Below are 24,035 nucleotides of genomic sequence, written 5' to 3' on the forward strand. Positions count from 1 at the left end.
CGGTATCTGAGCTTGCGGCCGCAATCGCACAACTACATGCCGACCCTGTTTTCGCGGTCCGCCCGGCCCGAGCTGGAATAGAGATTGCAACCCGAAAGGTTACTAGTGATGCTATGGTTAAGGGAGTCCAAAAAACCAGAGCATCCGTTCTTTAGGGATCATCAATACTTCCTCACCGCTTGAAGGTAGCAGCCTCAAAAAATCAGCCTTAACGCTAGGAGGAGAACCCTGCTGAGAGTTGTTAGCGTGCATGACTGGCTGACGGAGCCGGGGGGCGGAGAGCGAGTCCTTGAGCAAGTGCTTCAGGTCTACCCTACGGCTGATCTCTTCACCATCTGCGACTATCGTAGCGGGTGTCATGTGCTTTGTCTTTCCGTCAGTATCGACGATCTTCCCTTCGTCGAGCAGAAGCAGAACCTCGCTTCTCGGTTAGTTCCTTACAAACGCGTGGAGTTGATCGTGCGGGCCTTCAGAGAAATGCCAAATCAAGAGCTTGTTGTAGTTGGAGACGGTCTGTATCGAGCCCAGACCGAGGCGGCATCGCGCCCCGGGTATCGCCCTCGGAACGGGTGTTGCCTTGGAGACGATGGACGCAGAGTCGCCCATGGGAAGCCCGCCGATCGCTTCTTCTTTGCAGGTCAAAGACTCTCTCACCAATGCCATCAACCTCTGCCTCAGTCAACTCGATCACAATCTCCCAAGGGCCTGCAGGGACAATGCAGAGCGCTTCGACGCAAACCAACTTCGCAACGGTCTCGCCCAGATCATTACAACAGCATTAGCCGTGTGCGACTAAACGGTAACGTCTTCGGCCGCTTCACAAACTGCAGTTTTCAACTTAGGACGCCTCTTTATGAATCAACCCAGCGGTGATAGTCAGTTCGCGGAACAGATGGACCTGAACAGCCCGGCCGCTCAAGAAGAGAGTGCAGGCGTTTCGCTTCCCGATATTTTTCGTACCCTGTCCAGTAATAAGTGGTTGATCGTCACTTGCACGGTCATCTGCCTGCTTTGTTCTTTCGCCTACATCACGGTCAAAAAGCCGGTATACGAAGCAAGTGCCACGATCAGGATCGACCCCGGCCGCGCCGGCTCGCTCGGCCTCAGTGATCTCCTCTCGCTCGCGGGCGGTGGCTCTGGTGATGAGATCGCTACCGAGACGGCTGTGCTTAAAAGCGACCAGGTCGCTCTTGCTGCTCTCAACGCCCTAACTCCGGAGCAATTCAAGACGTACGCTGGTTTCGATAAGAGCCAGATGAACTTTTCGCCAACCGAGCAGCCGTTGTCCCGACAGGAGGAAAATCTCCTTAGCGGTTTTCGCCACGCACTCGGTGCCAAGCAGGTCGAGGGAACCCAGCTTATCGGTCTCACCTTTCGCCACGGTAACGGCCAGATTGCCGCTCTTCTCATCAATCAGGTGATCGCTTCCTACACTCGTCAGAACTTCGACAGCCGCTACAACTCCGTGGTTCAGGTGAGAACCTGGCTCTCCGGGCAGATGGATGAACTCCGTGAGCGCGCCGCAGTCGCCCAGAAGAAACTCGCGGCGTTCCAGGAGAAGAACAATCTCGTGGGCACGGATCCTTCCAACAACACCATCATTGATCGCCTCCGATTGCTCAATGACCACCTGACAACCGCCGAAGGGGATCGGATCGTGAAAGAGGCCCAGATGCGCGCCGCCGCTACCGGAGATCCTGCCATTCTGGCGTCACTTTTGCCTGACCCCCACCTTCAGTCGCTGGAGGCCAACGAGGCAAATCTCTATACCCAGTACCTCCAGCTTTCCGCCAAATTTGGACCCGCCTATCCGCCTCTGGAAGAGATCAAGCAACAGTTGGCGCAGATTCGCTCGCAGATTGCCAATGACGTAAAGATCACCTCTGGACGTCTAAGGGAAGACTACGAAGCCACCAAACAGGCGGAAGACATGCTGCGCGAACAATTTAGAGTCGAAACGGAAAAGGCCTTCGCCCTCAACCGGACCCAGGCCGACTACGCCGTTCTGGTTGCGGAAGGAACCTCCAGCAGAGACCTGTACGACACGTTGCAATACAAACTGCAACAGGCCAGCGTCGATGCCGGCCTCAACTCGGTCAACACCATGATCGTCGATCGGGCGCGCGCTGCGATCGATCCCGTGGAGCCCAAAAAGGGTGTCGTACTCGCACTTGGTCTGCTGCTTGGGCTCGCCACCGGCATCGGCGCTTCGTTGTTGATGGCCTCGGTCGCGGATGAGATTCAAAGCGTCTCACAACTCGAACAAAGCTCGGGTTTGGTTAGCCTCGCCAGCGTTCCTCACCTCTCCTCTCCCGCTATCATTAATGTTCCTGGAACTCCGCCAGGGAAAGCACCCCTTGCCGAGCTCGTCACCTTGCGCGAACCCAAGTCTCACGCCGCAGAGTCTTATCGGGCCTTGCGCAACTCTGTCTCGCTCTCCTCAATCGACCGGCCGGCGAAGTCGATCCTGGTGACCAGTTCCCTACCGGGCGAGGGCAAATCTTCCACCAGCGCCAATTACGCTGTCGTCCTGGCACAAAGGGGCAGCCGTGTGCTTCTGATCGATGCCGATCTCCGGCGACCGACGCTCCACCGCCATCTTTCGATTCCCAACCAGGCCGGCCTCGGAGAGTACATCATCGGGGATATTGGCGAACTCAACTTCATGACCCCTATCCCCTCCCTTCCCAACCTTCAATTCGTCCCCGCTGGAAAGACCCTTACCTTCCCTTCCGAAGCACTCGGCTCGGCCAAGTTTCATTCCCTCATCGCCGAGTGGGAGAGCCAGTTCGATTTCGTGATCCTCGACTCGGCGCCAATCCTCACAGTCAGCGATTCGCTTCCACTGGCCAGTTGGGCAGACACTGTCATTCTCGTCGCTCGCGCCGGAGTGACTCCCCTCAAAGCATTGCTCCGCGCCAAGGCTGTGCTTCAGAGAGCCCATGCCCGCATCGCCGGCGTGCTTCTCAATGACATCTCTAATCTCGGTAGCGATTCCGGATACTACGGAAAGGGTGGGTATGATTATTACAACTAGCCGGAGAATCTTTATGCGGATAAACCCATTCAGCTTCCAACAGAACGCGCCCGCGCCCGCGCGCCGGCTCACTCTCCTGTGCTGCTTCCTCTTTCCTCTTGTCGGAATGGCGCAACTGCAGCCTTCCCCGGACGCTGCCGCCCCCGTGCACCAGCCCATCCAGATCATCCCGCAATTTTCGTCCCTGCAGAACATCCTGATTGGGCCCGGAGATCTCGTCGATGTCGAAGTCTTCGATACCCCGGAACTCTCCGGAAAGTTCCGGCTCGATCAACTCGGACAAGTCACGCTGCCCTTCGGCTTGTCGGTTCAGCTGAAGGGGATGCAGGTCACCGCGGCTGCGGCCGCCATTGCGGCGCGCCTACAGCAAAGCCAGATTATGCTGCAGCCCAGCGTCACGGTATCCATTATGGAATACGCCACCGAGGGCGTCACCGTCCTCGGGGAAGTCCATTCCCCTGGAATTTACACCTTACTTGGACCCCACTCCTTGTACGACGCGCTGGCCTCCGCTGGAGGAGCACTCACCAGTGAAGGTTCAACCATCACGGTCACTCACCTCAATGACGCTGACCATCCCTTGGTTGTGCCGGTTACCAGCTCCGACTACTCTGCCGTGCAGAAGATGACGACCGTGGAGCCGGGAGATACGGTGGTCGTCTCGAGGGCTCCCCTCTTCTATGTCGTCGGCGATGTGGTGCACGGCGGGGCTTTCTATATGCAGGTCGGTCAGCGCCTTACCGTGATAAACGCGCTGGCGCTCGTACAAGGATATAACCGCACCGCCGCCATGGGACATGCATCCATCGTCAGGCAGAGCCCAACTGGAGTGCAGACCATCCACGTAAATTTGAATAAAATCATGAAGAGCCAAGAAGTGGACCCGGTGCTCGCTGCGGGGGACGTGCTCGTCATTCCGCGCAGTGGCTTTAAGGACTTTGGTTACGCCGCACTACCGGCAATCACCAGTGCCGTTGCAAGCGCAGTGACGACAGCATTGATCGTCAACTAGAAACTTTAGGGGAAGTGCACATGAGAGCTCTTTTCAAGTGGACAGGGATCGTCCTACTAGTGGCATCGCTCTTCTTTATGGGACGTGCTTGCCCCGCGCAACTCGCCGCAACTTCCGCTTTTGCGGATCAGCCGAGCCCCAACGTTTCGGCAAGTCTGTCTGCAACCTCGAATACGTCGGGTGGTGGCAGTAGCTCAACCAGAAGACTCAGCCGATCCAGCATCCAGTTGCCGTCTGGAAGCTTGCCGTCCGGAGCCTCCATCTCAATGCTTCTGGCGTCACCCAGTCTCCGGACCCGCTTGCTCAATGAAGGAACAGGCTTTGCTGCGTCAACCTCCAGCATCAGTCGCGCCCACACAACAAGTCGCGCACCGATCAGATTTTCTGGACCGACGAGTGGCTTCACCCTCGGACGATCTTCGGATTTCGCCTCGTCACCTCACTCTTCCTGGGTTGGTACCTCCTCGACAACGAACCCGCCTCTCTTCTCAGGTCTCTTGAGCCATCAGCAGAGGGCTCTCAAAGGTACGGCAACCAAACAGGGCGCAGGTGGGAGCTCTAGGAGAAGGAGCTCAGCGTCCCGTGGCTCGAGCACCCTCACTAAGTTACTCGGAAGGAGCTCAAGCCACTGACTTTTGTAGTTTGCTTTTATAGTTCGCTTCGGTCTTTATCATTCTCCTCGGAGGGATACTGTAACCATAGTTGGGTACAGTATCGTTCCCCTGCATGTGCAAAGGAAACGGTGCCAGCACCTAAGGCCTGTCGGGTTGCCGGTTGTCATATAAAGTTTCCAGAGAAGTGAGACCCAGTTGCATCTGGAAGCAGCGCACCCTGAACAGAGCTCACCAACCTTATCGCTGAAGTTGCTCGCGGAGCTAAAGCGTTGACTGATCAAAATAAAAAGACATAGACCCGACGACTTACGTCTTTGCCTGCAGGCCGCTTTCGTGGCAAAGTTCTCCCGGCGCAGGTCATCATAAGTGATGATGGGGATCAGGAAAGAACAGTGCAGCATCTAGTGGAAGAGCTGATCGCCAACGCGCGGCGAAAAGGCGGACAAGGGACGATTCAAGCGGCAAAAGCTCTTGTCTTGGCGGGTGGATATACCCTTGCCAATATAAGACGGCGTTAGCCTGACAAACCGCTTCATTCCCGATGCCCAGCGCCTGTACAGCCTGCATCTGACGGATGGGACCACTCGCAAGCTGCTATCTGACCAGGCTTGGCGGCTTCACCAGAGAGCGTAACAGAACTAGCCTCTCTAAAAAGCGGCCGAGTTTGATCGTGGGTTTTTCGACCGAGTAGTGGAAGAACTCGGCCAATATGAATGATGCGAGTATAAATCCTGGTATCACATAAAGCGCGTGCATTCTTCCCCAAAATGTATGGACAATCCAAAGGAGCACAATCAAATGAGTGAGATAGAGACTGTAGGAGATAGCGCCCGCGTGAAGAATCGCGGGCCGGTGCAACCAGTGACGAATGGCGCGGCTTTGGGAAGCATTGAGCATGAGCACAATCGAAGCAAGTGAAAGTGCCTGCTGCAACAAACTGTATGTGTGGACAGCTTCCGACGCGTACCCAAAGACGAGCACGGCTGCAATGGTGAGGCTCGACCGAACGACACTTGACCGATTCCGCCACCAAGCGCCAACCAAATCGAAGTTCGTTGCAAACAGAGCACCATTGAGAAATAGGCAGGCGTACCGCAGTGTGACTGGAATTAATCTGTGGCTCACGTGGGGAGCTAGCCATGTCAAAAACCCTGCCGTCAGCAATGAGGCTGCGAGACCTATAGAAAATCGCATTCGAAGGGCTAGCCACGCGATAGCCGGCATTATTAATGAAATGCGCATCTCAACGGCAAGCGTCCAGTAAACACCATTGAAGAGATATGGATTGAAATTACCAACGCCGGTTAGTTGATAAAAAACGTCATGGGCTCTAACCGGAGTATTCCAGGTGCCGTCCAGCCAATCCTGGCCGATAACGACAGGCGACGGAGAGTGAGCGCGGATGAACACTGTGAGGAGAAGCGCGGCAGCGAAAGGTAGGTACAAACGACAGAAGCGTTTGACCAGGTAGGCTAGGTACGAGGCATGTTTGCTCCGCTTGTACGGCAGGGTGAGAACAAATCCACTTAGGGTGAAAAATAGGATGACCGCAGAGCCGCCAGCGAGCAGGAAGTTCGATGGGAGCAGGTATAGCCAACGCGCTATGGGCGTGACCGGACGATACAAGTACATGAGATGACCGACCACCACTGTTGCGGCAGCTAAGCCCCGTAGTGAATCAAATTCTAGAAAGCGATGTCCGCTGAGTTCGACGGGAATATTACGAGCCTCGGGCATCTCAAAATTGTAATTGGAGGTTGGCGTGGTCGATATATGAGATTGCGTGTTTAGTTGAAACGCGAGGCTATAAACAATGCACACGCTTAAGAGATTGTTGGAAATTGATTCTCTCCGTTTGCCCTTCTGGTCATGGGAGTTGTTACGCCACTCCCGTTCAAAATTGTCGGATGTTCCCGCAAGCTTGGGCACGCAGCCACGTCTGGCTGGCTGTTCCCCGAGGATCTGGCTTCCAAACACCGAGCACTCAGGACTAATTCACTAATTCATCCGCTCAATCGACCTACGGGGTATTGGCAATCGCCAGCCGGGACGTCATCACTAGCGTCGATCCAGCACATGCGAGTTCGAGCGAGCCTGGTATCGCAACATCACCCAATATTGTGTCGCCCGAGGCAAACGGTGGCAGATTGCCCGACCAACCGGCGCCGCGCGCCATGAGCTTGGCCGCCGCCGCGATCTTGCCCGCAACCGAAGAGGCGGCTTGCGAGCTCTCAAAGGTGGCGTACCAGACTGTGTTTCCGTAAGCGCGACGGTGCAGCCCTGCCGCATAATCGAAGAAGCTGGCCTTGATCCCTGCACCATCCCAGACACCGTCGGCGTAGTATTTGCCGCGCCATATTGACTCTGGACTTAACCCTGTATCCGCGAGAACGCCGCGATACTCGTCCTCCGATGCCTGTGTGACCCCTACCAGCCGTAGATTAGACAGCGTGGTTGGCAATCCCTCCGGAAGGTCGAATGCTGCGGGAAGAGGATCGCGGTCCAGAAGCGTGGCCGTACCGCGCTTCCAGCCCGTAGCCGCGATGATCCCGTTGGTGAGGTTCTTCTCCAAAAAAGCGCGGACTCCCAGTTCCAGGCCCAACTCGTCCGTCCCCGTGATGGTTACAAGTTCGCTCTCGTAAGGAATGGTAGGGATCGAGGGTACATGGAGCAACGGGTTGCGGTCGCTTTCAATGTAGCCGATGGAGCCCTGCAGGTTACCAAAGCCGAACGCGTAGATCGAAGAGCCCTTGATCGAGGCTTCCCGCTGCCATACCGTTCGCACTAGAGCATCGTCCGCCAGTCCAACCACGAGCAAGTGGTTCAACGCCAATTGCATCGGATCTCCCGCGAGTGCATCCGAAGTCGATTGAGACATCAGAGGAGAGCCCGCCAAGAACGCTGTCAACAGCGGCTGTCTCTGGTTCATGCTCAAAAGCCGATCAATTCTGGCGCGGGTCTCTGCTTTCAGTCGGGAATCGATGCACACCACACAACTTCGTTTTCGGGTCGCTAGGCGAGCGATATCCTCAGCCGAGAGTGACCCCAGTCCACTCCAGAGAATTCCAGCAGCGAAACTGGAGGTCTTAAGGAAACCCCGTCGATTCATGAGGCCCTCTCTGCAAGCGCGATTAGGACACCGTCTCCTGATCGGAGCGGAACCCGGATCGACCATTGTGGGCCGATGCCCTCTACCTTCAGAGGGGCACTATAGTTCACATCGCATGCCGAGGCGGCGTTCATATCTTTCGATTTAGTGAATCGAATGTCAATTTCACGTTCACTCTCCAACCAGTCTTCGACCACAATGTAGACGATATTCAGTGATCGGAACGCGTATCCCGCAGTGCCGCTCGGGAAGCTGATCGGAATTCGTAGAGCACGGATGAGCTTGTCCGCCATGCTTTGAATCTCAGCTCGTGTCAGGGAAGCGGCCGCCCTCTCAATGAGTAGAGTTCCTGTCTGCGAAAACAACCGCCGCATAGACGCAGACAGCGTCGACAATTCCGCGAAGGCCAGCAGCAGGCTCCCGCGCGAGTGGCACGCCGCCAGAGTTAACACCTCGTCTTCGCTGAAGTCCTGCAGGTTAAGCACGATCAGCGGTGCATCTCCGCTCCAATGTTCCAGCGCACGGATGTTCGCCGCGAACGGCAGGCTGATCCCTGCTTCATGCAGCAGCCGGAAGGCCTTCGTGACCAGCAGCGCCTCATCCAGGATCAAGGGATCGCCACAGTTGAAGCGAAGGTGGCGCGGGTCGGCCGCTTTTTGAGAACTGATGAGGAGACCCGCACCCAATGGTTCGTCCGGCGAGATCAGGCTGTGGCGCTCCTGTAAATACCACCACTCCTGGTAATCACGCTCCGTCATCGAATACGAAAGGCCGACGTTCCCCGAGTAGCCATAGGTGTACACCGAGCTGTATCGCCCATCCAGCCACACCGTCGCACGCCACGCGCGATGATACATCTGTCGGCGGGAAGGTTCGAGCGTCCCAGCCGGCGAGTGCCATTGCCAATCATTCAACAGCGATGAGTTGAAGCTCCAGGCAATCAGCGTGGTCATTTGCCAGACAGGGTTGAAGGCTAGCAAAGCAAACTGGCGGCCCATCGTCAGGACTGAACTGTTCTCCACCATGCTCCAAGTCGAGTCGTCCGCCATCCCCTGGTATGTGCGCGCCAGTTCTAAACCAGAATCTCCTGCCACCATCGGAACGCCCTGCGCCGAAAGGGCAAGCGTCTTATTCTCAGCAGCAAACGCATTGCGAAGCGCTCGCACACTCAACATATAGCGTTGAAGCTGCCAAACCTGCCACTCGTTTTCGTGCTTCGTATGGATCTCGTTGGCAATCTCTTTTCGAGTCCGGGAAGTTAGTCCCGTTCCACCCGCCGCCTTCAACGAAAGATCGAACTCGACGAAGTCTTGCCAGCCATGCATTGTGCTCAGGTCTGGACCTGTGTCCCAAGCATCCGCGAAGAAAACGACCACCTTTTCGGAATTATTCCATTTCGCCGATTTCTTCATGTTCTCAACCAGCAAGTGGGCGGCTTCGGGCAGAAATAGCTCTCCATTCGGGAACGCACGCCAGGGTGTGATGTAGTGGCGCAGATCGCTTTCCGTGACGTAGAGCCGATTGGCTTCTGTCGTCGAGTTTATGTTGATCCTTTTGAAATTCCTACTGTAGCTCCAAATCAGGTCATCTGGCTGGCCCCACGACATGATGGTATCGCCAACGCCAGTTCCAACATGTGAGAACTCTCGAAATCCTCGACTCACAAGCATGGCCGTGTTCGCTGCGTTAGTCGGTCGTAGATCGTCGAGAGGCAGCAGCATGCTTGAAGGAGATATCTTGAGAACGGGCATATGCGCAGACGCATCCCCGAATACCGCCTCAAGTCGGTAGAATGAGGTCCGCTTGGTATCGGGCAGGCGGAGCTGGAATGAGATCCTCTCGACTGTGTTAGGAGACACGTGCGCGGGAAGCGTCGCCACCTCGGTTCGCACTCCGCTCAGCGCATCGAACAGAGTGACCTTGACCGAGCCGCTATGGCTGGCTGGGGCTTCCCCGGTCCAGCCCAGAACAACAATCTCTCCTAACCATGGGGGCTGTCTCGGTCGTCGATTCCACGTCGTCGCCACCCAAGGGAACCGCACCGTTACGACCTTCCCCAGGGTAGGAGCGAACGGTACTCGGACTGTCCCTACGCCACTCACAAACGCGTCATCAATATTTCCGAGCCGGGTGACCTCATGGCCATCCACCTCAACGGCAACCGCACCGGGGTTGTGGTCCAACCCGCCGTTATATGTATCAGGATTGCCTGCAATTCGTATCTCCGAAATGATCGTGGCCAATGGCAGCGAAAACTCCAGTACGTTTTCCTTTCCGGTCGCGCCGGTCCACATCCCATACCCTTCGATGTTGTCTGATGGTACTTTTCGCATCACCACAGACTCATCGTTCAACGCCATCACCGATACGTTCCCTGGATTCGTCAAATCGCGAATGCTGGCACGCGGAGCCACGTTGATCGAACCGTTGTGAACATAGACCTCGCCGGTAATCAGCTGGCCCGGAAGATAAGCATACGCTCCGACAAAGAAGCCCATCCGGTTCTGAAAGGCGGGAACACCATGCGGCCCCGGAGCGTGGTGAGGGTACTGCAAGCGCTCGATATTATCGGTTCGCAGCACAAGGCGAAGCGGGCTTCGGTTGTCAGACAAGACGGTCTGCTCCCCCAATAAAGTTTTGCCACCAGGCGAGACCACTCCGATCCTCACGCGCAGCGGCTCCGCGTCCTGGACAGGACCTGCGCTCAGAAGCGCTTGCGCGCCGAGGTGAAACGCCACCAAGGCAGTTTGGTGAGGCCGCACCATCTCCGTTTGCAGCAGTTCGCTTTGCCCATACGGCAGCAGGGCACCGGTCGCCGTTGTCACGCGCGCAGCAACTTCAACAGCTGCAGGCCTTGAGCTTGCGTTCGAAAGATGAACCTGTGCCTTGCTGCCCTTGAGCGAAATCTTCATGCTGATGGCGGAAGCGATGTCCGGCGCCTGCGCATCTTCAGCGACCAACCACTCCAGTAGGCTAGCCCAGAACACCCCTGCTTGACTCGTCGCCTCAATTCCCGCCAGCGAGGTCGCCACCACGGCGATTCGACCAGCACCGTACCTGCCCGTCACCACTAGAGGCAGCTGCGCAATATCGTTGCCCCTCACCCGCATCCGCCAATCACGATTCAACAGAGAACGGGTCCATGTCCAGCTGCGGGCCGCGATCGGAGTCTTGAGCAGAGGATGCACAAACGCGTAACGCTCATACTTCGACTGTCCCAGCTCAACCGCCGGCGACGGACGAATGTCGAAGGCATAAGGCACAGTCATGTCCTCCAAGCTGCGTGCGGAATAGATCGTTGCATCCGCAGAGCCAACCACCAGCGGCTCCGCAGGAAGGTAAGAAAGGTATCGAAGCTGTGTTCCCCAACCCGTGGTCGGCAGGACATCGCCCAAAAGAAGCGGTGTCAACCCGGCGAACTTATCCAATGTAAGCAGCAGGCGAGATCCCTGGCACAGCCGATCCTTGACATCTGCTGCCTGCACCGGCGTCATCGTGCCTAAGAAACTTGCCGAGGCCTCCCACACCACCAAGGATGCGGACAGTGAGCCGTTTCCTTCAGCGTCCAGTCCCGCATCATGGCAGGAGCGCAACAACGCGGGAGGAGGCTTCGGGGTGTTCCATGAAAAGCTCTTGCCTGTGGTGCTACCGCTCAGCATCGTGCGTCGCCTCATGCATTAATGCATTCCCCAGATTCGAAACATTCAACGCCTGAGTCTCTGCACAGTTACCGATCACCAAGATATTGGCCGCATCCATCGCCAGGCTCTTTAGCTTCCTCAATTCATTTGATGCACCTTAGGCGCTGCTAGAATATAGAAAACCCAATCGAGACATGGCCTAGTACGCCTAGGAGATTGATGAGAAGTTCGCTCCAGCGAATGTTTCAGGCGAAAACAGGCAAATTGGCGGTCATCCTCACGGCCCTTTCCAATATTGGAATTCAAGGAGCGAACCTCCTTGCCGGGATCATTGTGGCTCGCGCTCTAGGTCCCGCGGGCAGAGGTGAACTCACCGCGGTCACGATGTGGCCGCAGTTCCTGGCCTTTGCTCTCACCTTGGGGGTCCCCGTCGCCACGGTTTACAGTATCCGTCACCGACCCGAACTGGCGAGCGCGCTCTCTGCTGCAGCCTCCATCCTGAGTCTGCTGCTGGGTTGCGTGGCGATCCTGGTCGGCTTGGTCATCATTCCGCACTCGCTCCACACCTACTCTCCCCACATCATTCACATGGCACAGATCGCGGTTCTTGTAGCGCCTCTCGCACTGTGGGGAAATACGCTGGGTGCCCAGGTTCAATCCGCCGGCTCCTTCAGCTACTACAACCTCTTCCGTCTCCTGCCACCCATCTCAATCGTCGTGGTGCTTTTCGCTGAAAAGCTCACCGGTACTCTTACCATCGGTTATGCCGCCATTGCGTACCTTCTGGCGGGCGGCCCGGTCATGTTCTGGAATCTCTACTGGGTTCACAAATACTTCCACCCTCGCTACCGTGAGTCCTACGCCGCAGCCATCACCATCCTGCGCTATGGCGTCCGCGCATGGGGGGCCGATCTACTCGGGGTCATAGGCAATCAGGTTGACCGCATCCTGGTGGTCGGCATGCTTCCCCCCGAAGCGATGGGCTTCTACGTCGTGGCTCAGAGTGCTGCTGGCGTGTTGAATTTCATTCCCAACGCGGTCGTCCCCGTCAACATGTCGAAGGCAGTCGGTCTTTCAGAAATCAAGATTGTAGCCATGGCCGGCAGGGCCGGACGCATGACCCTATTTGCCTTGTTAGCAGCCGGCATCCCGTTTTTTCTGGTGGGTGGCCTTCTCCTGCGTCTGTTCTACGGAAGCAAGTTCGACTCCTCCGCGCCTATCTTTCATATCCTCATTATCGAAACGATCCTGGACGGGATAACGGCGGTTCTATCCCAGGCATTTCTTGCAGCAGGTTACCCAGGAACCACAACTCTCCTGCAAGGCTGCGGAGTCCTTTCGGCCATCCCGCTTCTCCTCTGGATGATCCCGAAGTGGGGAGTGGAGGGCGCTGCGTGGGCGCTCACTATAGCCACTGCCATCCGGCTTACTTTTATCCTGGTAAACTTCCCGCTCCGACTAAGAGTTAGACCCCCAAGTTTGCTGATCACCTGGGCGGAAATCAAGGCGCTCTTCACCAGGGAGGCGCTTCCTTCGGAACCCACACTCTAGACCTTCACAAGGTTCACAGCAATGGATGGTGCCCAACGGTTTCGCAGCGGAGCCAGAATCAAGGTCATTGAGGCTCTGCTTTTTATTATCTTCAAATCCTACAACCATGTAAGTTCGATCACTTACCCAGAGAACCAATCACTTTTATGAACAATTCAGCAAACTCTCTGCGCTCAAGCCCCGGTGATACCGGTGGAGTACGCAGTATACGCATTGCTGACTCCTCAAAACCTGGAACAAGACTTGCGCGGCTGGATGGTATTCGAGCAGTTGCCGTGCTGCTTGTGATTGTCTATCACCAAGCGTTTATAACTAAGTTTGGAAGGATTGGCGTTGATTTATTCTTCGTCCTCTCCCGGTCTGCTTGAGGCGATAGCTGTCGCCGTTCATCTCCAGGAAGTGGACGTGGTGAGTGAGCTACCGGGCTCACGGATATGGACTTGTGGGACGCGGTTTCCTGGCCTCCGTCCCGACTTGCCTGCTGCGGATCTGAGATGGAACTGAAGAACAATCTTTCAGGTGAACCGTCATGTCGGCGAGAGCAGCCAGTCCACGAACGGCATCCAGATGGACGGAAGTTGAGGTTGTAATCTCCTCGTTGTGAACAGTCGGTATGTGCGGATTGTGGCCGCCATAAGTTTGGATCGGATCAGAACACTGCTTCATGTTCCCGTACCTTGAATTACAACATCCACCGTGCGCAACAAAATTTTAAGATCGAGCCATATTGACCAATTTTCAACATAGGCTGTATCCAGCGAAATATAGCTTTCGAAGGATGGGTCTTGCCGACCCTCAATCTGCCATAGACCAGTGATACCCGGCAATACCTCCAGCCGTCGCAGATGAGACAGCTCATATTTCTCCACCTCGGCGGATAGGGGGGGACGCGGTCCCACCAAACTCATATCGCCGAACAAGACGTTCAGGAATTGCGGCATCTCATCCATTGAGTACTTCCGCAACAGAGCTCCTACTCGGGTGACACGCGGGTCGTCGGCGATCTTGAACAGGATGGCATCGCGTTCGTTTTTGTGTGCCACTGTGGCTTTCAGTGCGTCCGCATTTTCAACCATCGTGCGAAATTTATAGAACGTGAAGGTTCGACCCTTTCGGCCGATACGTTCCGAGCGGTAAAAAATGGGTCCTCTCGAGTCCAAACGAATTGCCAGAGCGATCACCAGAAATAATGGAAGCAGGATCAACATCGCCAGTGCAGACAGACTTAAATCAAGAGCACGTTTCAAAAGTACTGAACTGAAATCCAGTTCATTGCAATGTAACCGCAAAGTCGGAATCTGCCCAACGAATTCTACGGGAACATTCCGTGCCAGTCCTTTGTAAAGGTCCGGCACAATGCGAATATCAATCCCCATGTCTCGTGCACCCTGAACCAGATCAATTACAAGGTCACGTTCAGCTGGTACGGAAATGAATATTTCATCTACGAAATACGCCTTTGCGAGCGACAGGCAGTCGCAGACGTCCCCGATGAGGTCCGAATGGTTGTGCCTCGCTTCATCCTCCGAAAGCGAAACAAATCCTTTGAACCGAAACCCCAGGTGCCTTAGCGATTCCAAATGCGTACGCAACTGTTGAGCGACCTCTCCAGTTCCGACTATGAGGATATTGCGTGTATCAATGTCCTCGCGGCATCGACGATAAGCCATGCGACGCCATAATGCCCTTCTAAACGAGAGCATCAAGGCGACTCCCACGACGAAAACTATTATGGCTTCACGTGACATTACCTCTCCGTGTGACAGGTAAGCGGTGCCACAGAGGACGAGACCAGCGGTCAATGTAGCTTGGAGTGTCCTGCGCTGTTCATCCATGCCGCTGTGGTTCATCGTGTGAACATAGAGTCCTGCAGCCTGCATGAAGAAGATAAGACAGGCCGCAAACCAAGTGACATAGGCAGCGTAGAGCATTGAATGAAAGCGAATTATTTCAGCAAGCGCGATGGAGCCATTCGCCATCTGAAGGTCGCTTAACGTCTGGATGTGCAGGCCGATTAGTCCAACAATTGCTATCGTTATCAGATCAATCGATACCTTTGCGATGTAAGGTATGGACTGGACCGGTAGAGACCTAAGGATTGTAGAGCCATTGCGGTCGGCGGCATTCAGGCGATTCGAAATAAGTGGCTCCGGCACATACTGCGTCGGAGCGACAAAGGGATCTGACGACATCGCTACCCCCAAAGGTCGAACTTCATCAGAATCTCCGATGTAAACTCATTGCAATCAGAGCGTCAACCAACATATTCGGAGTTAATATAGATAATAATTTCTGACCCTAGGAAAGGAGTGACTATATCTACTTGAATAAATCTATTTATTTGTTCAAGGATCGAGGATTTTTCGTTTGGCGATGAAGGTCCTGAGTTAATGAAGCATTCTCTGTTCCTATGAGGAGGATTATCATCCTGAATACGGAAAACCTCACACCGTGTGCTAACAGCGGCAACTTGTGATGCTACCAACAAGGAATTTGTAGTATTGGTAGCGATTACTTACTACCGGAATTCTTCGGATCCCATTGACTATGTAACTCCGGATCGGATAGCCTGACACGTTCTTGGCTAAACCAGCCCAGTTGCGTGTCATTAATTTCCCTCAAAATAGACTTGAAGATATGCCATGCCGCTGCACCCAGGAGCAATGGCATCCCGAAGAGGGTACAAACCACGAAGTAAACCGTTACTTCTCTCGCTGTTGGAGGTTCGGGCTCAGAACAAAGAGTGGCGAAATGAAATATCGTGCCGCCGATCAGGTTGAGAACCGCATACAAAGGCAACAGCAACTTAATATAATAACTATGCATAATGACGGCTCCCGGAAAGAGTACAAACCAGCTGGATCCGTTTATCGATTACACCGATCTCTCAATAATCGATGCTAGAGACTCCCGTGCGATCGTCAACACTGAGTGGAGATGACTATAGTACTGTTCTTTCGGTAACGCAACCAAGAAGGGTGTTAATTCTCTATTTTACGGCTTATGCAAAAATTCGAAGCTATGCAGCTGCTGAGTTACTAGCTCACTATCGAGTACCATGTCAGCGCCGTAAGAGACAGCCTAAAGCAGCTACAGTAACTCAGACTATCTTTACGGGTAAGTAATATACATTTAATCTTTGCACTACTTGTCAGACTCAATGGAGAAGTAAATGACAGATTTCGATGACTTCATAATGGCTGAAAATCATGAGCTGGCGTTGAGTCGTAAGAATATCGGTACTCGAATGGAAGCTAATAGACAGAAGATTCTTCTGAGCCAAATGGCTACTTCAGAGTGCGAATTAATTTCAAATAGGATACGCAGTCTTACGGATGGGAGAAAGGTACGCGGTGAAGTATTTCGCTGGGTGGGCGCAGCCACCATTATCCTAGGTAAAGCAAGCTTAGAAATACAGAACTTTCACGTCTACCCAAATTGCTGTTCCGAAGCGCGAATCTCAGATGGCAACCCGACCGGCTCCCGCAGGACCTTTCGTTTTACTCCTACACTGGCGAATGATCGTATTGTATGGTCGATATCTTGCTCCCATATCGATCGACATGGTTTATTCTCTACGGCGAAAGTCGCTCGTTTGTTGGTAGAGCAACTCGTTTCCGTTTATCAGGCCTTGGGCAGCAGCTACTAGATACTAATATCGGTCGCCTGAGAGAACGCTTCCAGGAATATTCGGGGACACCTCAAGAAAGGGGAATTTATGTACGCTAAGGGGGGCCTTTGATGGGTTACTACACCAAACGTCAAAAATCGTGCGATAAGGAATGGGGTCCCACTGATTCGAGGGCGCAATGGCTCTTAGGGCTCCGTTGAATGAGTGCAGATCGTTCGCGTGGTTGCCGGCCAGGCGCCCTTTTGAGGGACGGGCACCGGTAACGCTCACTGTCACCCGGCCCATCACGCATGATAAAGGACATCACCGAGTGGCAATACGACAATCCCGATCCGCACGTGGTTCGCTGAATCCTCAGATCCTGTGCCGAGTGATGGAAACGGAGGCTTCCTCAACAGTAAAGATCGCCTTTCGACTCCTTCAAATTCCGGTCACCTATTTTGGACTTCAAGAAATCGTCTGATCTCGCTCTGGGTCAGCTTTGAAATAAAGCCTTGTAGTTCGACAATCGTCTGAGGCGCCTCTTTTGGAAAAGAGGAATGGGTGCCCGGTGATTGTTTGCGGATTATGAGGGGCCGCGACCTCGAAAATGAAGAGAATACGAATTTGCGAATGCCCGCGCTTCGAAAACTGATGCCTTTTCGAAATGGCGCACTGCCGCTCTCGTAGCATCCATCTGTTGTACATATTGTGGAAGCCTCCACGAGGTTCGCACCTTCATTTTGATACGACGTCATCTGAAACGTGCCGTTTCCATCGGCTAAGGGTAAGGTTCTTACAGCACTCCAGACAGGTTTCTCCCCGCGCGCGAGATGGCAAGCGATGGGATAGTGGACGCCTGATGGAGACCACACACCTACTTCAACTTCACCCGCTTGATCATCGCTTGAGTAAGTGCCCCAGGAATACATCAATTTCTGCTGAGTATCGCGCTCTTGCCAGGTTTTGAGCAGAGTCCATTTCCCGATCCGGGTTGGGAAGATACGAGCAAAATTCGTCGTTGCTCCTTCATGGGCACTTCCGGTCAAAGCTTGGACACCGTCGCTGTAAATGTAGGGTGATGCTGCCACGACAAGAAGGGCCAACGATACAAGACACTTCCAGCCGAGCTTTACGTTGTCAGAATTTCTCATTGCATCCGCACCAAAACCGTAGCCGCCGACCCGGCCGCGGCGATTTGGCTCCCCCATCTCAACCGTTGAGAATTCTCCCCCCTTTTTTTCATTCCTGCGAATGAGCGAAAAGAATAGAACCGTTGCAAGTACGAAAAGCACAACGCCAATCAAGTAATCGGCAGCCTCAGCGTGGGCTTGGAGGGAATAAACATGCAAAGCCAACCAGTAATACAGGACCAGCACACAAAGTCTGACTAGATTGAAAAGATACCCGAGTGCGAGAGCGCAGACTACAGTGAACATGTGCAAGCGAATGGAGAATTTATAAATATATCCGAGTATGAGTCCAAGATATGCCATGGTTAGTCCGCCCCGGATGCCGTTACAGCCGGGAGCGATGAACATACCGAACTGGGGAGCAAACATGAGGCGTAGCTGTTCTCCGTTGGGATGGACGCCAATCATCATAGCGAAGGCACGAGTGGCATGCGCAGAGAGGTATTGCAGTGGCAGGTCGACCACTGAATTGAAGAATTGAGGAGCCGGGTTTACAAATAACAGCAATGACAAGGGGAAGGCGGCTTGACGCCAGACGCGGACTCCTCCAAATAGAAGAGTGATACCGCTGGCATAGGCGAAGACTGTCAGCCCTCTCGGTATCAGAGAAAAATCCACATGGGAAGTCAAGACATAACTCACGTGAGTGTTGCCTTCTGTGTGCGTCGCCGCGACAGCATAGAACAGGGGCAGAAGTCCCCACCATGTTCCATGGGTCTCCCAACCTAGTCGCCTCCAGACGCGAAGAGTAAGGGCGACGCTGATTATGGGGAAAAACATTCCAATGGAACGCAGAGCGTCGGTAGTCCAGGACACCCAAAGTTGCGCTAACGCGGGACTAAGCGCAACGAGCCCAAGAAATGCGATCAGAAAACAGGGGAGTAAGCGGCGCCACGATTCTTGGGGTAAAGCAGGAAATCGTGGGGCGGAGATGCCCGGTGTCGCGAGAGTCTGTTTCCCCGAATCGTGCCGGCTCAGGGCTTCCATTGTTTGTTTCCGCGCCAGAGCGAAATGATCTTTCGACGCGAAGATAGTCCGACTATTGCAGCCGCTGCCGCTAAGCCCAGAATTGCAGTTGGGTTTTCAGGGGAGTCCACACAACCTCCAATCTGCAATCCATGGAGAGGTGATTCTGCAAGCAGGAATAGGCTGAAAAAGCCAATACGATTGATCAGTTTGTTCATGAACGCTATATCTCCGGGTATGAACCTATCTGCATCGTTTTTTCGTTGGGACGCCCCCCAAAAGCCGCGCGCGCCCAAGAGAGTCTCATCTAAGTGGATAATCTATACTCCGCTTCATCCAGAAAGAACAGTAAATTATTGACTTCAGCTGAGCATATTTTCTATACATATTTTCTTCGGCGTGTGAGATAGTGGTGCGCATCGGGGAAGACCACCTTGAGGCTATTCTCATAAAAGGTGCAATTGGCTCCTCCGGATACATTGAAATGATCGGCTGAACTTCGGTTACGCCAAGGGGCTCTCCCAGCATTCCCCAGGTTATCTCAGACAAAAATTGACCGCTCGTTAGAGTCAGTAAACATTGGCCAGACCTGTCCCGACGGGCAAGCCATGCTCGAGCAGCCGAGGTCTTTACCATGTCGCGAGCTAATCGTTCATTTTCTGTGCAGGGGTATCTACGTCTCCCCCTATTACTGTCCGCTCTTTTTCTAAGCTTCAGCAGCGCGGCACCTTCGCAGATCGCGGAGCGCCAATCTTACGGATCTCTTCAAGGAACCGTTCATATCGGTAGCGGAATTGGAAATGTCCGAAGGCAAGCAGATGCTGCGGCGATGTACAAGCCAGCCGTGGGCGCCACGGTCAAGCTATTTCAGGTTGGGACGACTGGATATGGATCCGCTCCAACTTTACTGGCGCAAACGGTGACTGGAACCGGCGGTTCATGGAACATAGCCACGTTTACCTGCAGCCCCGATGGTGCCGAGGTCTACCTAGTTGCATCAGGCGGAAGCACGGGATTATCTGCTAACCCTGGGATCAGTCTGATGTCATTTCTTGGACCGTGTAATGCGCTTCCAAGAAACGTCATCATCAATGAAGTGACTACCGTTGCTTCTGTGTGGGCATTGGCACAATTTATGAAGCCGTTCTCTGTTGGTAATGTCGGTAGCCCGAGTACAAACACATTGGGGTTGGCGAATGCCGCACGAACAGTGGCAAACCTGGCTACCGTGGCGACGGGGCGAGCTCCAGGAAACCTGTTACCCATTGGCGCCACCGCACCGGTCGCGAAGATTAATACGCTTGCAAACATCGCCGCGGCCTGCATTCAATCATTGGGGGTTTCATCTCCGGAGTGCCAAGGATTGTTCACCGCGGCGACGCCGGCAGCCCCCAATAATGTCAAACCTACTGACACCCTGACAGCACTGCTCGATATAGCCTCGAATCCGGTTCATAACGCAAGTGCTCTATTCACCTTGTCATCGGCCAACCAACAGTTCACACCCGTTCTGGCAGCTGCCCCGACCGAGTGGACGCTCGCAGTAAACTTCACAGGGGGCGGACTCGATTCGCCAAACAGCATTGCTGTCGATTCCCTCGGAAACATCTGGGCTACAAATCCGTCGAGTAGCACCGTGAGTAAGTTTAGCCCCGGGGGTGTAGCGCTCTCGGGCGCTGGATTTACAGGCGGCGGCCTAAGTTCACCCCAAAGTCTGGCAGTCGATCATACGGGCCACATCTGGGTCGCAAACGCGGGCAATAACTCGCTCACCGAGTTAAGCGCCAGTGGAACACCAATGACCAATCCCCTTCAGGTCATCGGAGGCGGGCTTAGCTTTCCCCAGAAGTTGGTGATCGATACCTTCGATAACATCTGGATCGCCAACTGTGGTGATGCATGTAATGGCTCCGGAAAGGCAGCTAACCTGAGTAAGTTCACATCAGCCGGTGCAGCTCTCTCTCCGGCCAACGGATTTACCGGAGGCGGGTTGAATGCCAGCAAAGGACTCGCCCTTGATGCCTTGGGTAACCTGTGGATAGCAAATGAAGGGACTAATTCCATCAGCAAATTTAGTACAGCCGGCGTAGCCGTTTCGCCTGTTGCCGGTTACACCGGAGGAGGACTGCTAAGACCGGTTTCCATCACCGTTGATGCCGGCGCCAAGGTTTGGATGAGCAACCCTCCGGGCGACAGTATCAGCTCATTTAATTTGAGTGGTGTAGCGCTTTCATCCTCCACCGGCACCATCGGCGGTGGACTGAGCGGCCCACGAGGAATCGCGAGCGACAGCGCGGCCAATAAGTGGATTGCCACCAACCATGGCGCCGCGGAGTTCGATGCCGCGGGGAATGTTTTGTCTCCGAGCACCGGTTTCGCGGACAGCAAAAGCAACTCCCCTCAGGATATTGCAATCGACAATTCAGGCAATGTCTGGATTGCAAACAGGGGTGATGGCAGCCTTGCCAATAGCACGCTAAGTGAGTTCATCGGAACGGCCTCGCCGGTTATGACCCCATTCTTTGGGCCACCGGGCGCGGCATTCGACAACATGATTAATGCAAACGGATACTTCAGCTTTATTGTGGTTCGAACTATCTCGCCTGGGAACAACGTCAGCAATCCGCCCGGATATCTCAAACCAACCGCCACGGCGAATGGTAACGGAACCGTTACCGTTGCTGTTCTGGATAGTCATTCGGACACGACTGAGGAAATCATTGACTACCGCCTGCCTGGGGCTCTTTCGAATCCTTATATCAGTCTCGCGACCAATCGTTTCCTCCAGTTTCATCTCACCAGCATCAACCCAGGACATTTCTACAATGCGAATATCCTTTTCTTCGGCCCTGGAACAAATCCGACTTTCCTCAAAGAAGTTGTGTGGCTGTCCAACTCCACAAATCTGAATCCAACCTTGGATGTAAACACTCTTGCGCCATCGGGCGCCGCTCAATACTTCCTCCGATATAGACTATTTCCTTTCAACGTTCCGGGGAACGTCTTCACCATCGATTCAATCACCACGTCACCCTAGGGTTCGACCTATCTGTATCCGGGCTTCGGAGACAGCTGATCGTTCTTCCTCCGGTTGCGGTGATCGAACGTCTATGTGCCGAAGCGATGACACGCGCACAGAGGAAGGATTTCGCTCTTCTCACCGAGGACCTCAGCCCTGAACAGCGAATCAAGCTGGACCAATTGCTGGAGCAACGCTCGGGCAGTCCGTATAGTGCGCTCTCCTGGCTGCGGATGCCACCGGGAGCGCCCACGCCGAGAGCGGTGCTCGCTCATGTCGAGCGGTTGAATGCCATCCGAGACCTCGCATTGTCTCCAGAGGACGGCAAGAATCTGCATCAGAACCGTCTCTTGCAGCTGGCTCGTGAGGCCGGGCAGACAGCGGTATACCAGCTCAAAGCGTATGAGCAGGCACGGCGTCACGGCACACTGGTCGCATTGATGATCGAAACAGCGGCAACGCTGACCGATGAGATAGTCGATCTCAATGATCGACTGATTGGCAGTTTCTTTACCAAGGCGAAGCATAAATACGAACGAGCCTTTGCCGAACAGGGCAAAGCCATCAACGATAAGGTTCGGCTCTACGCGAGGGTTGGCGCGGCTCTGGTCGATGCCCGGGAGCAAGGGCACGACCCGTTTGCGGCAATGAAACGGTCGCATCCTGGGATTCTTTCTCTGCCAGCGTGAAAGAGGCAGCGGAACTCGCCCGCGATCAGGACTTCGATGCGCTCTCGCTCATTGGAGAACACTATCCTCAGCTTCGGCGCTATGCCCCCGCGTTGATCGAGACTCTTCAACTTCGGCCCGCTCCGGTTGCACGCGAGTTGATCGAGGCGGTTGAAGTGCTGCGGGAGATGATCGATCCTTTGAGAATCAGCGGCATCGCGCAAGCGGGCTAAACCTGGTTGTGGCTGCCATCACGCTCTGGAATACGTGTACCTGGAACGCGCAACAGAGCAAATGGCAAAATCGCGGCAGCTCGATCCTGCCTTCCTCCAGCACGTCTCCCCGCTCGGCTGGGAGCACATCAATCTCACCGGCGACTACACCTGGCACACCAATAAAAGAGTAGCCAAGGGGTGGCTTCAGACCTCTCCGGAGTCCCAGAAACTACAGCGCTCCACGGAGCGCCAACGACCGGACGCGTATCGCACTATGGATACCGGAGATCAGTAGCGCGATACGCTTGAGTGACGACATAACTCAGTGGTACGGCAAATCGTCAATTGCACGACTATTGGTTCCACCTGGCGGATTGCCGAAGACTCTTCTCCGCGTGATCGCGTTCTTCTTGACCTCTAGAATGATCGTTCACGATCGATTCAAAGTGGTCTCGCTCTTGCGCGAGCCAGATCTCGAGCTCACGTTGCTGCTGCTGCCGTCTCTCTTCTTCGTCTGCGGCCAGCGTAGCCTGATATTCTAACCGCCGCCTAAATTCATCGAAGGAAGACCCAGCAAACAATTGCGGCACTGTGGCGAGAACAAGGCCGGTCGGATTGATGATGTTTCGGTTTGACCGGGCCATTTCGAGTTTTTCTCTTACAAAAAAGGCGATCTCGTCGGCCTTGGCATCCGCACGCACACGACGGCAATCGCGGAGTAGTTGCAGCGCTGCCGCTTCGTCGACCGTCCAGTAGCGATTCAAGGCGGACGCGACAGTTTGCAAGTCTTTGCTGTCGGTGCCACCGGCATCTGACACGATTTCGCCTTTTGGGTTGGCAGACAGCCCAACCGATGCAGTGCTTTTCTTTTTTTTCTTTGATGGGGCGGGCCGTATGTTTGTTTCGACCCCAGGGGATGAAACCGCCCCTGGGGTCGAATGCGATTCCGTCCCGTCCGCGTTGCAGAACACGACGCCCTTGTTACGGACTACATACAACATGCCGGCAGCACGACGGCGTTCTAGTATCTGCTTATAAGAGAACACGCGATAAAGACGAGCCCGCGAGTTTATCGTCTCGAAGTTTTCTATGATTTCAAAAGCCAGTTTCTCAAAAAGACGCGATAGATTCTGTCGCACGTTCTTCTTGGCCATATTCACTTTGTAGCTGATCTCAGCGGCACCGATACGATTCGTACGCGAACCATTTGGATCCGTACTCTCAAGTTCCCCGGTTCTCCATAGAATCTGATAGATCGCCTCCTCGCCTAGTGAATGCCCATCTTGTGCGAGGACGCACTTCCTGACCTTTGAGCGCCCGCATCCAGGTTTGAGACGATCTGCAGTGGAAAAGGACAAAAGCTGAACGGATGTAGGGGATTTCGTTGGAGAGCTATGGGA

General features: G+C 54.4%; 17 protein-coding genes and 1 pseudogene. 9 read left to right on the plus strand and 9 right to left on the minus strand.

The window, feature by feature from the left end; all coding sequences use genetic code 11:
• The first annotated feature begins 502 nt into the window (after nucleotides 1-502).
• From RBB82_RS24895 to RBB82_RS24905, 3 genes are read left to right on the plus strand one after another with little or no spacing between them, the layout of a single operon-like run.
• Nucleotides 503-796 carry a hypothetical protein gene (locus RBB82_RS24895; protein ID WP_433975814.1) on the plus strand — a complete coding sequence of 98 codons (294 nt, stop codon included), beginning with the start codon at nucleotides 503-505 and terminating at the stop codon, nucleotides 794-796.
• 57 nt (nucleotides 797-853) lie between these two features.
• On the plus strand, nucleotides 854-3,037 hold the full coding sequence (locus RBB82_RS24900; protein ID WP_433975815.1) for a GumC family protein: 2,184 nt from the start codon (nucleotides 854-856) through the stop codon (nucleotides 3,035-3,037).
• A gap of 13 nt (nucleotides 3,038-3,050) precedes the next feature.
• A complete protein-coding gene (locus RBB82_RS24905; protein ID WP_433975817.1) occupies nucleotides 3,051-4,049 on the plus strand; it encodes a polysaccharide biosynthesis/export family protein in 999 nt (332 codons plus the stop codon).
• A 127-nt stretch (nucleotides 4,050-4,176) separates the two neighbouring features.
• On the opposite strand, the gene RBB82_RS24910 is transcribed toward RBB82_RS24905, so the two are convergent.
• The 4 genes from RBB82_RS24910 to RBB82_RS24925 all read right to left on the minus strand — a co-directional run bounded on the left by RBB82_RS24910 (nucleotide 4,177) and on the right by RBB82_RS24925 (nucleotide 11,446).
• Entirely contained in the window at nucleotides 4,177-4,455 is a 279-nt protein-coding gene (locus tag RBB82_RS24910; protein ID WP_433975818.1) for a hypothetical protein, read from the minus strand.
• An 802-nt stretch (nucleotides 4,456-5,257) separates the two neighbouring features.
• Nucleotides 5,258-6,592 (minus strand): acyltransferase family protein, encoded by a 1,335-nt coding sequence (locus RBB82_RS24915; RefSeq protein WP_433975820.1) that lies wholly within the window; start codon nucleotides 6,590-6,592, stop codon nucleotides 5,258-5,260.
• Between the two features lie 91 nt (nucleotides 6,593-6,683).
• The gene (locus RBB82_RS24920; RefSeq protein ID WP_433975821.1) at nucleotides 6,684-7,502 is read right to left on the minus strand and encodes a hypothetical protein; all 819 of its coding nucleotides are present in this window, start codon (nucleotides 7,500-7,502) and stop codon (nucleotides 6,684-6,686) included.
• A 266-nt stretch (nucleotides 7,503-7,768) separates the two neighbouring features.
• Entirely contained in the window at nucleotides 7,769-11,446 is a 3,678-nt protein-coding gene (locus tag RBB82_RS24925) for a hypothetical protein (RefSeq protein ID WP_433975822.1), read from the minus strand.
• A gap of 186 nt (nucleotides 11,447-11,632) precedes the next feature.
• Between RBB82_RS24925 and RBB82_RS24930 the strand changes: the two genes are divergently transcribed.
• A complete protein-coding gene (locus tag RBB82_RS24930) occupies nucleotides 11,633-12,964 on the plus strand; it encodes an oligosaccharide flippase family protein (protein WP_433975823.1) in 1,332 nt (443 codons plus the stop codon).
• Between the two features lie 662 nt (nucleotides 12,965-13,626).
• Here RBB82_RS24930 and RBB82_RS24935 read toward each other — a convergent pair.
• Entirely contained in the window at nucleotides 13,627-15,156 is a 1,530-nt protein-coding gene (locus RBB82_RS24935) for a sugar transferase (RefSeq protein ID WP_433975824.1), read from the minus strand.
• Between the two features lie 319 nt (nucleotides 15,157-15,475).
• On the minus strand, nucleotides 15,476-15,790 hold the full coding sequence (locus RBB82_RS24940) for a hypothetical protein (RefSeq protein ID WP_433975825.1): 315 nt from the start codon (nucleotides 15,788-15,790) through the stop codon (nucleotides 15,476-15,478).
• A gap of 346 nt (nucleotides 15,791-16,136) precedes the next feature.
• On the opposite strand from RBB82_RS24940, the gene RBB82_RS24945 reads away from it, so the two are divergent.
• Nucleotides 16,137-16,613, plus strand: a complete 477-nt coding sequence (locus RBB82_RS24945) for a hypothetical protein (RefSeq protein WP_433975827.1) — start codon at nucleotides 16,137-16,139, stop codon at nucleotides 16,611-16,613.
• A gap of 413 nt (nucleotides 16,614-17,026) precedes the next feature.
• On the opposite strand, the gene xrtJ is transcribed toward RBB82_RS24945, so the two are convergent.
• Together xrtJ and RBB82_RS24955 are read right to left on the minus strand one after the other, a co-directional pair.
• Nucleotides 17,027-18,754 (minus strand): exosortase J, encoded by a 1,728-nt coding sequence (xrtJ, locus tag RBB82_RS24950; RefSeq protein WP_433975829.1) that lies wholly within the window; start codon nucleotides 18,752-18,754, stop codon nucleotides 17,027-17,029.
• Nucleotides 18,742-18,951, minus strand: coding sequence for a PExPT-CTERM protein (locus RBB82_RS24955; protein ID WP_433975830.1), 210 nt, complete (start codon nucleotides 18,949-18,951; stop codon nucleotides 18,742-18,744). The genes xrtJ and RBB82_RS24955 overlap by 13 nt, the downstream gene beginning before the upstream one ends.
• A gap of 611 nt (nucleotides 18,952-19,562) precedes the next feature.
• Here RBB82_RS24955 and RBB82_RS24960 point away from each other — a divergent pair.
• The 4 genes and pseudogenes from RBB82_RS24960 to RBB82_RS24975 form a co-directional block, all read left to right on the plus strand.
• Nucleotides 19,563-21,770, plus strand: coding sequence for an NHL repeat-containing protein (locus RBB82_RS24960; protein ID WP_433975831.1), 2,208 nt, complete (start codon nucleotides 19,563-19,565; stop codon nucleotides 21,768-21,770).
• 86 nt (nucleotides 21,771-21,856) lie between these two features.
• Complete coding sequence (locus tag RBB82_RS24965; protein ID WP_433975833.1) at nucleotides 21,857-22,441, plus strand: hypothetical protein; 585 nt, start codon at nucleotides 21,857-21,859, stop codon at nucleotides 22,439-22,441.
• Nucleotides 22,438-22,653, plus strand: coding sequence for a hypothetical protein (locus tag RBB82_RS24970; RefSeq protein ID WP_433975834.1), 216 nt, complete (start codon nucleotides 22,438-22,440; stop codon nucleotides 22,651-22,653). The genes RBB82_RS24965 and RBB82_RS24970 overlap by 4 nt, the downstream gene beginning before the upstream one ends.
• Nucleotides 22,611-22,807: pseudogene (locus RBB82_RS24975) on the plus strand (Tn3 family transposase); the annotation flags it as partial. The gene RBB82_RS24970 and the pseudogene RBB82_RS24975, both read left to right, overlap by 43 nt.
• A gap of 181 nt (nucleotides 22,808-22,988) precedes the next feature.
• Here the strand turns inward: RBB82_RS24975 and RBB82_RS24980 are convergent.
• Nucleotides 22,989-23,789: a hypothetical protein gene (locus RBB82_RS24980; RefSeq protein WP_433975835.1), complete on the minus strand. Its 801-nt coding sequence runs from the start codon at nucleotides 23,787-23,789 to the stop codon at nucleotides 22,989-22,991.
• Nucleotides 23,790-24,035 lie beyond the last annotated feature (246 nt).

The sequence above is a fragment of the Tunturiibacter lichenicola genome (assembly GCF_051013355.1).
Classification (GTDB): Bacteria; Acidobacteriota; Terriglobia; order Terriglobales; family Acidobacteriaceae; genus Edaphobacter; species Edaphobacter lichenicola_F.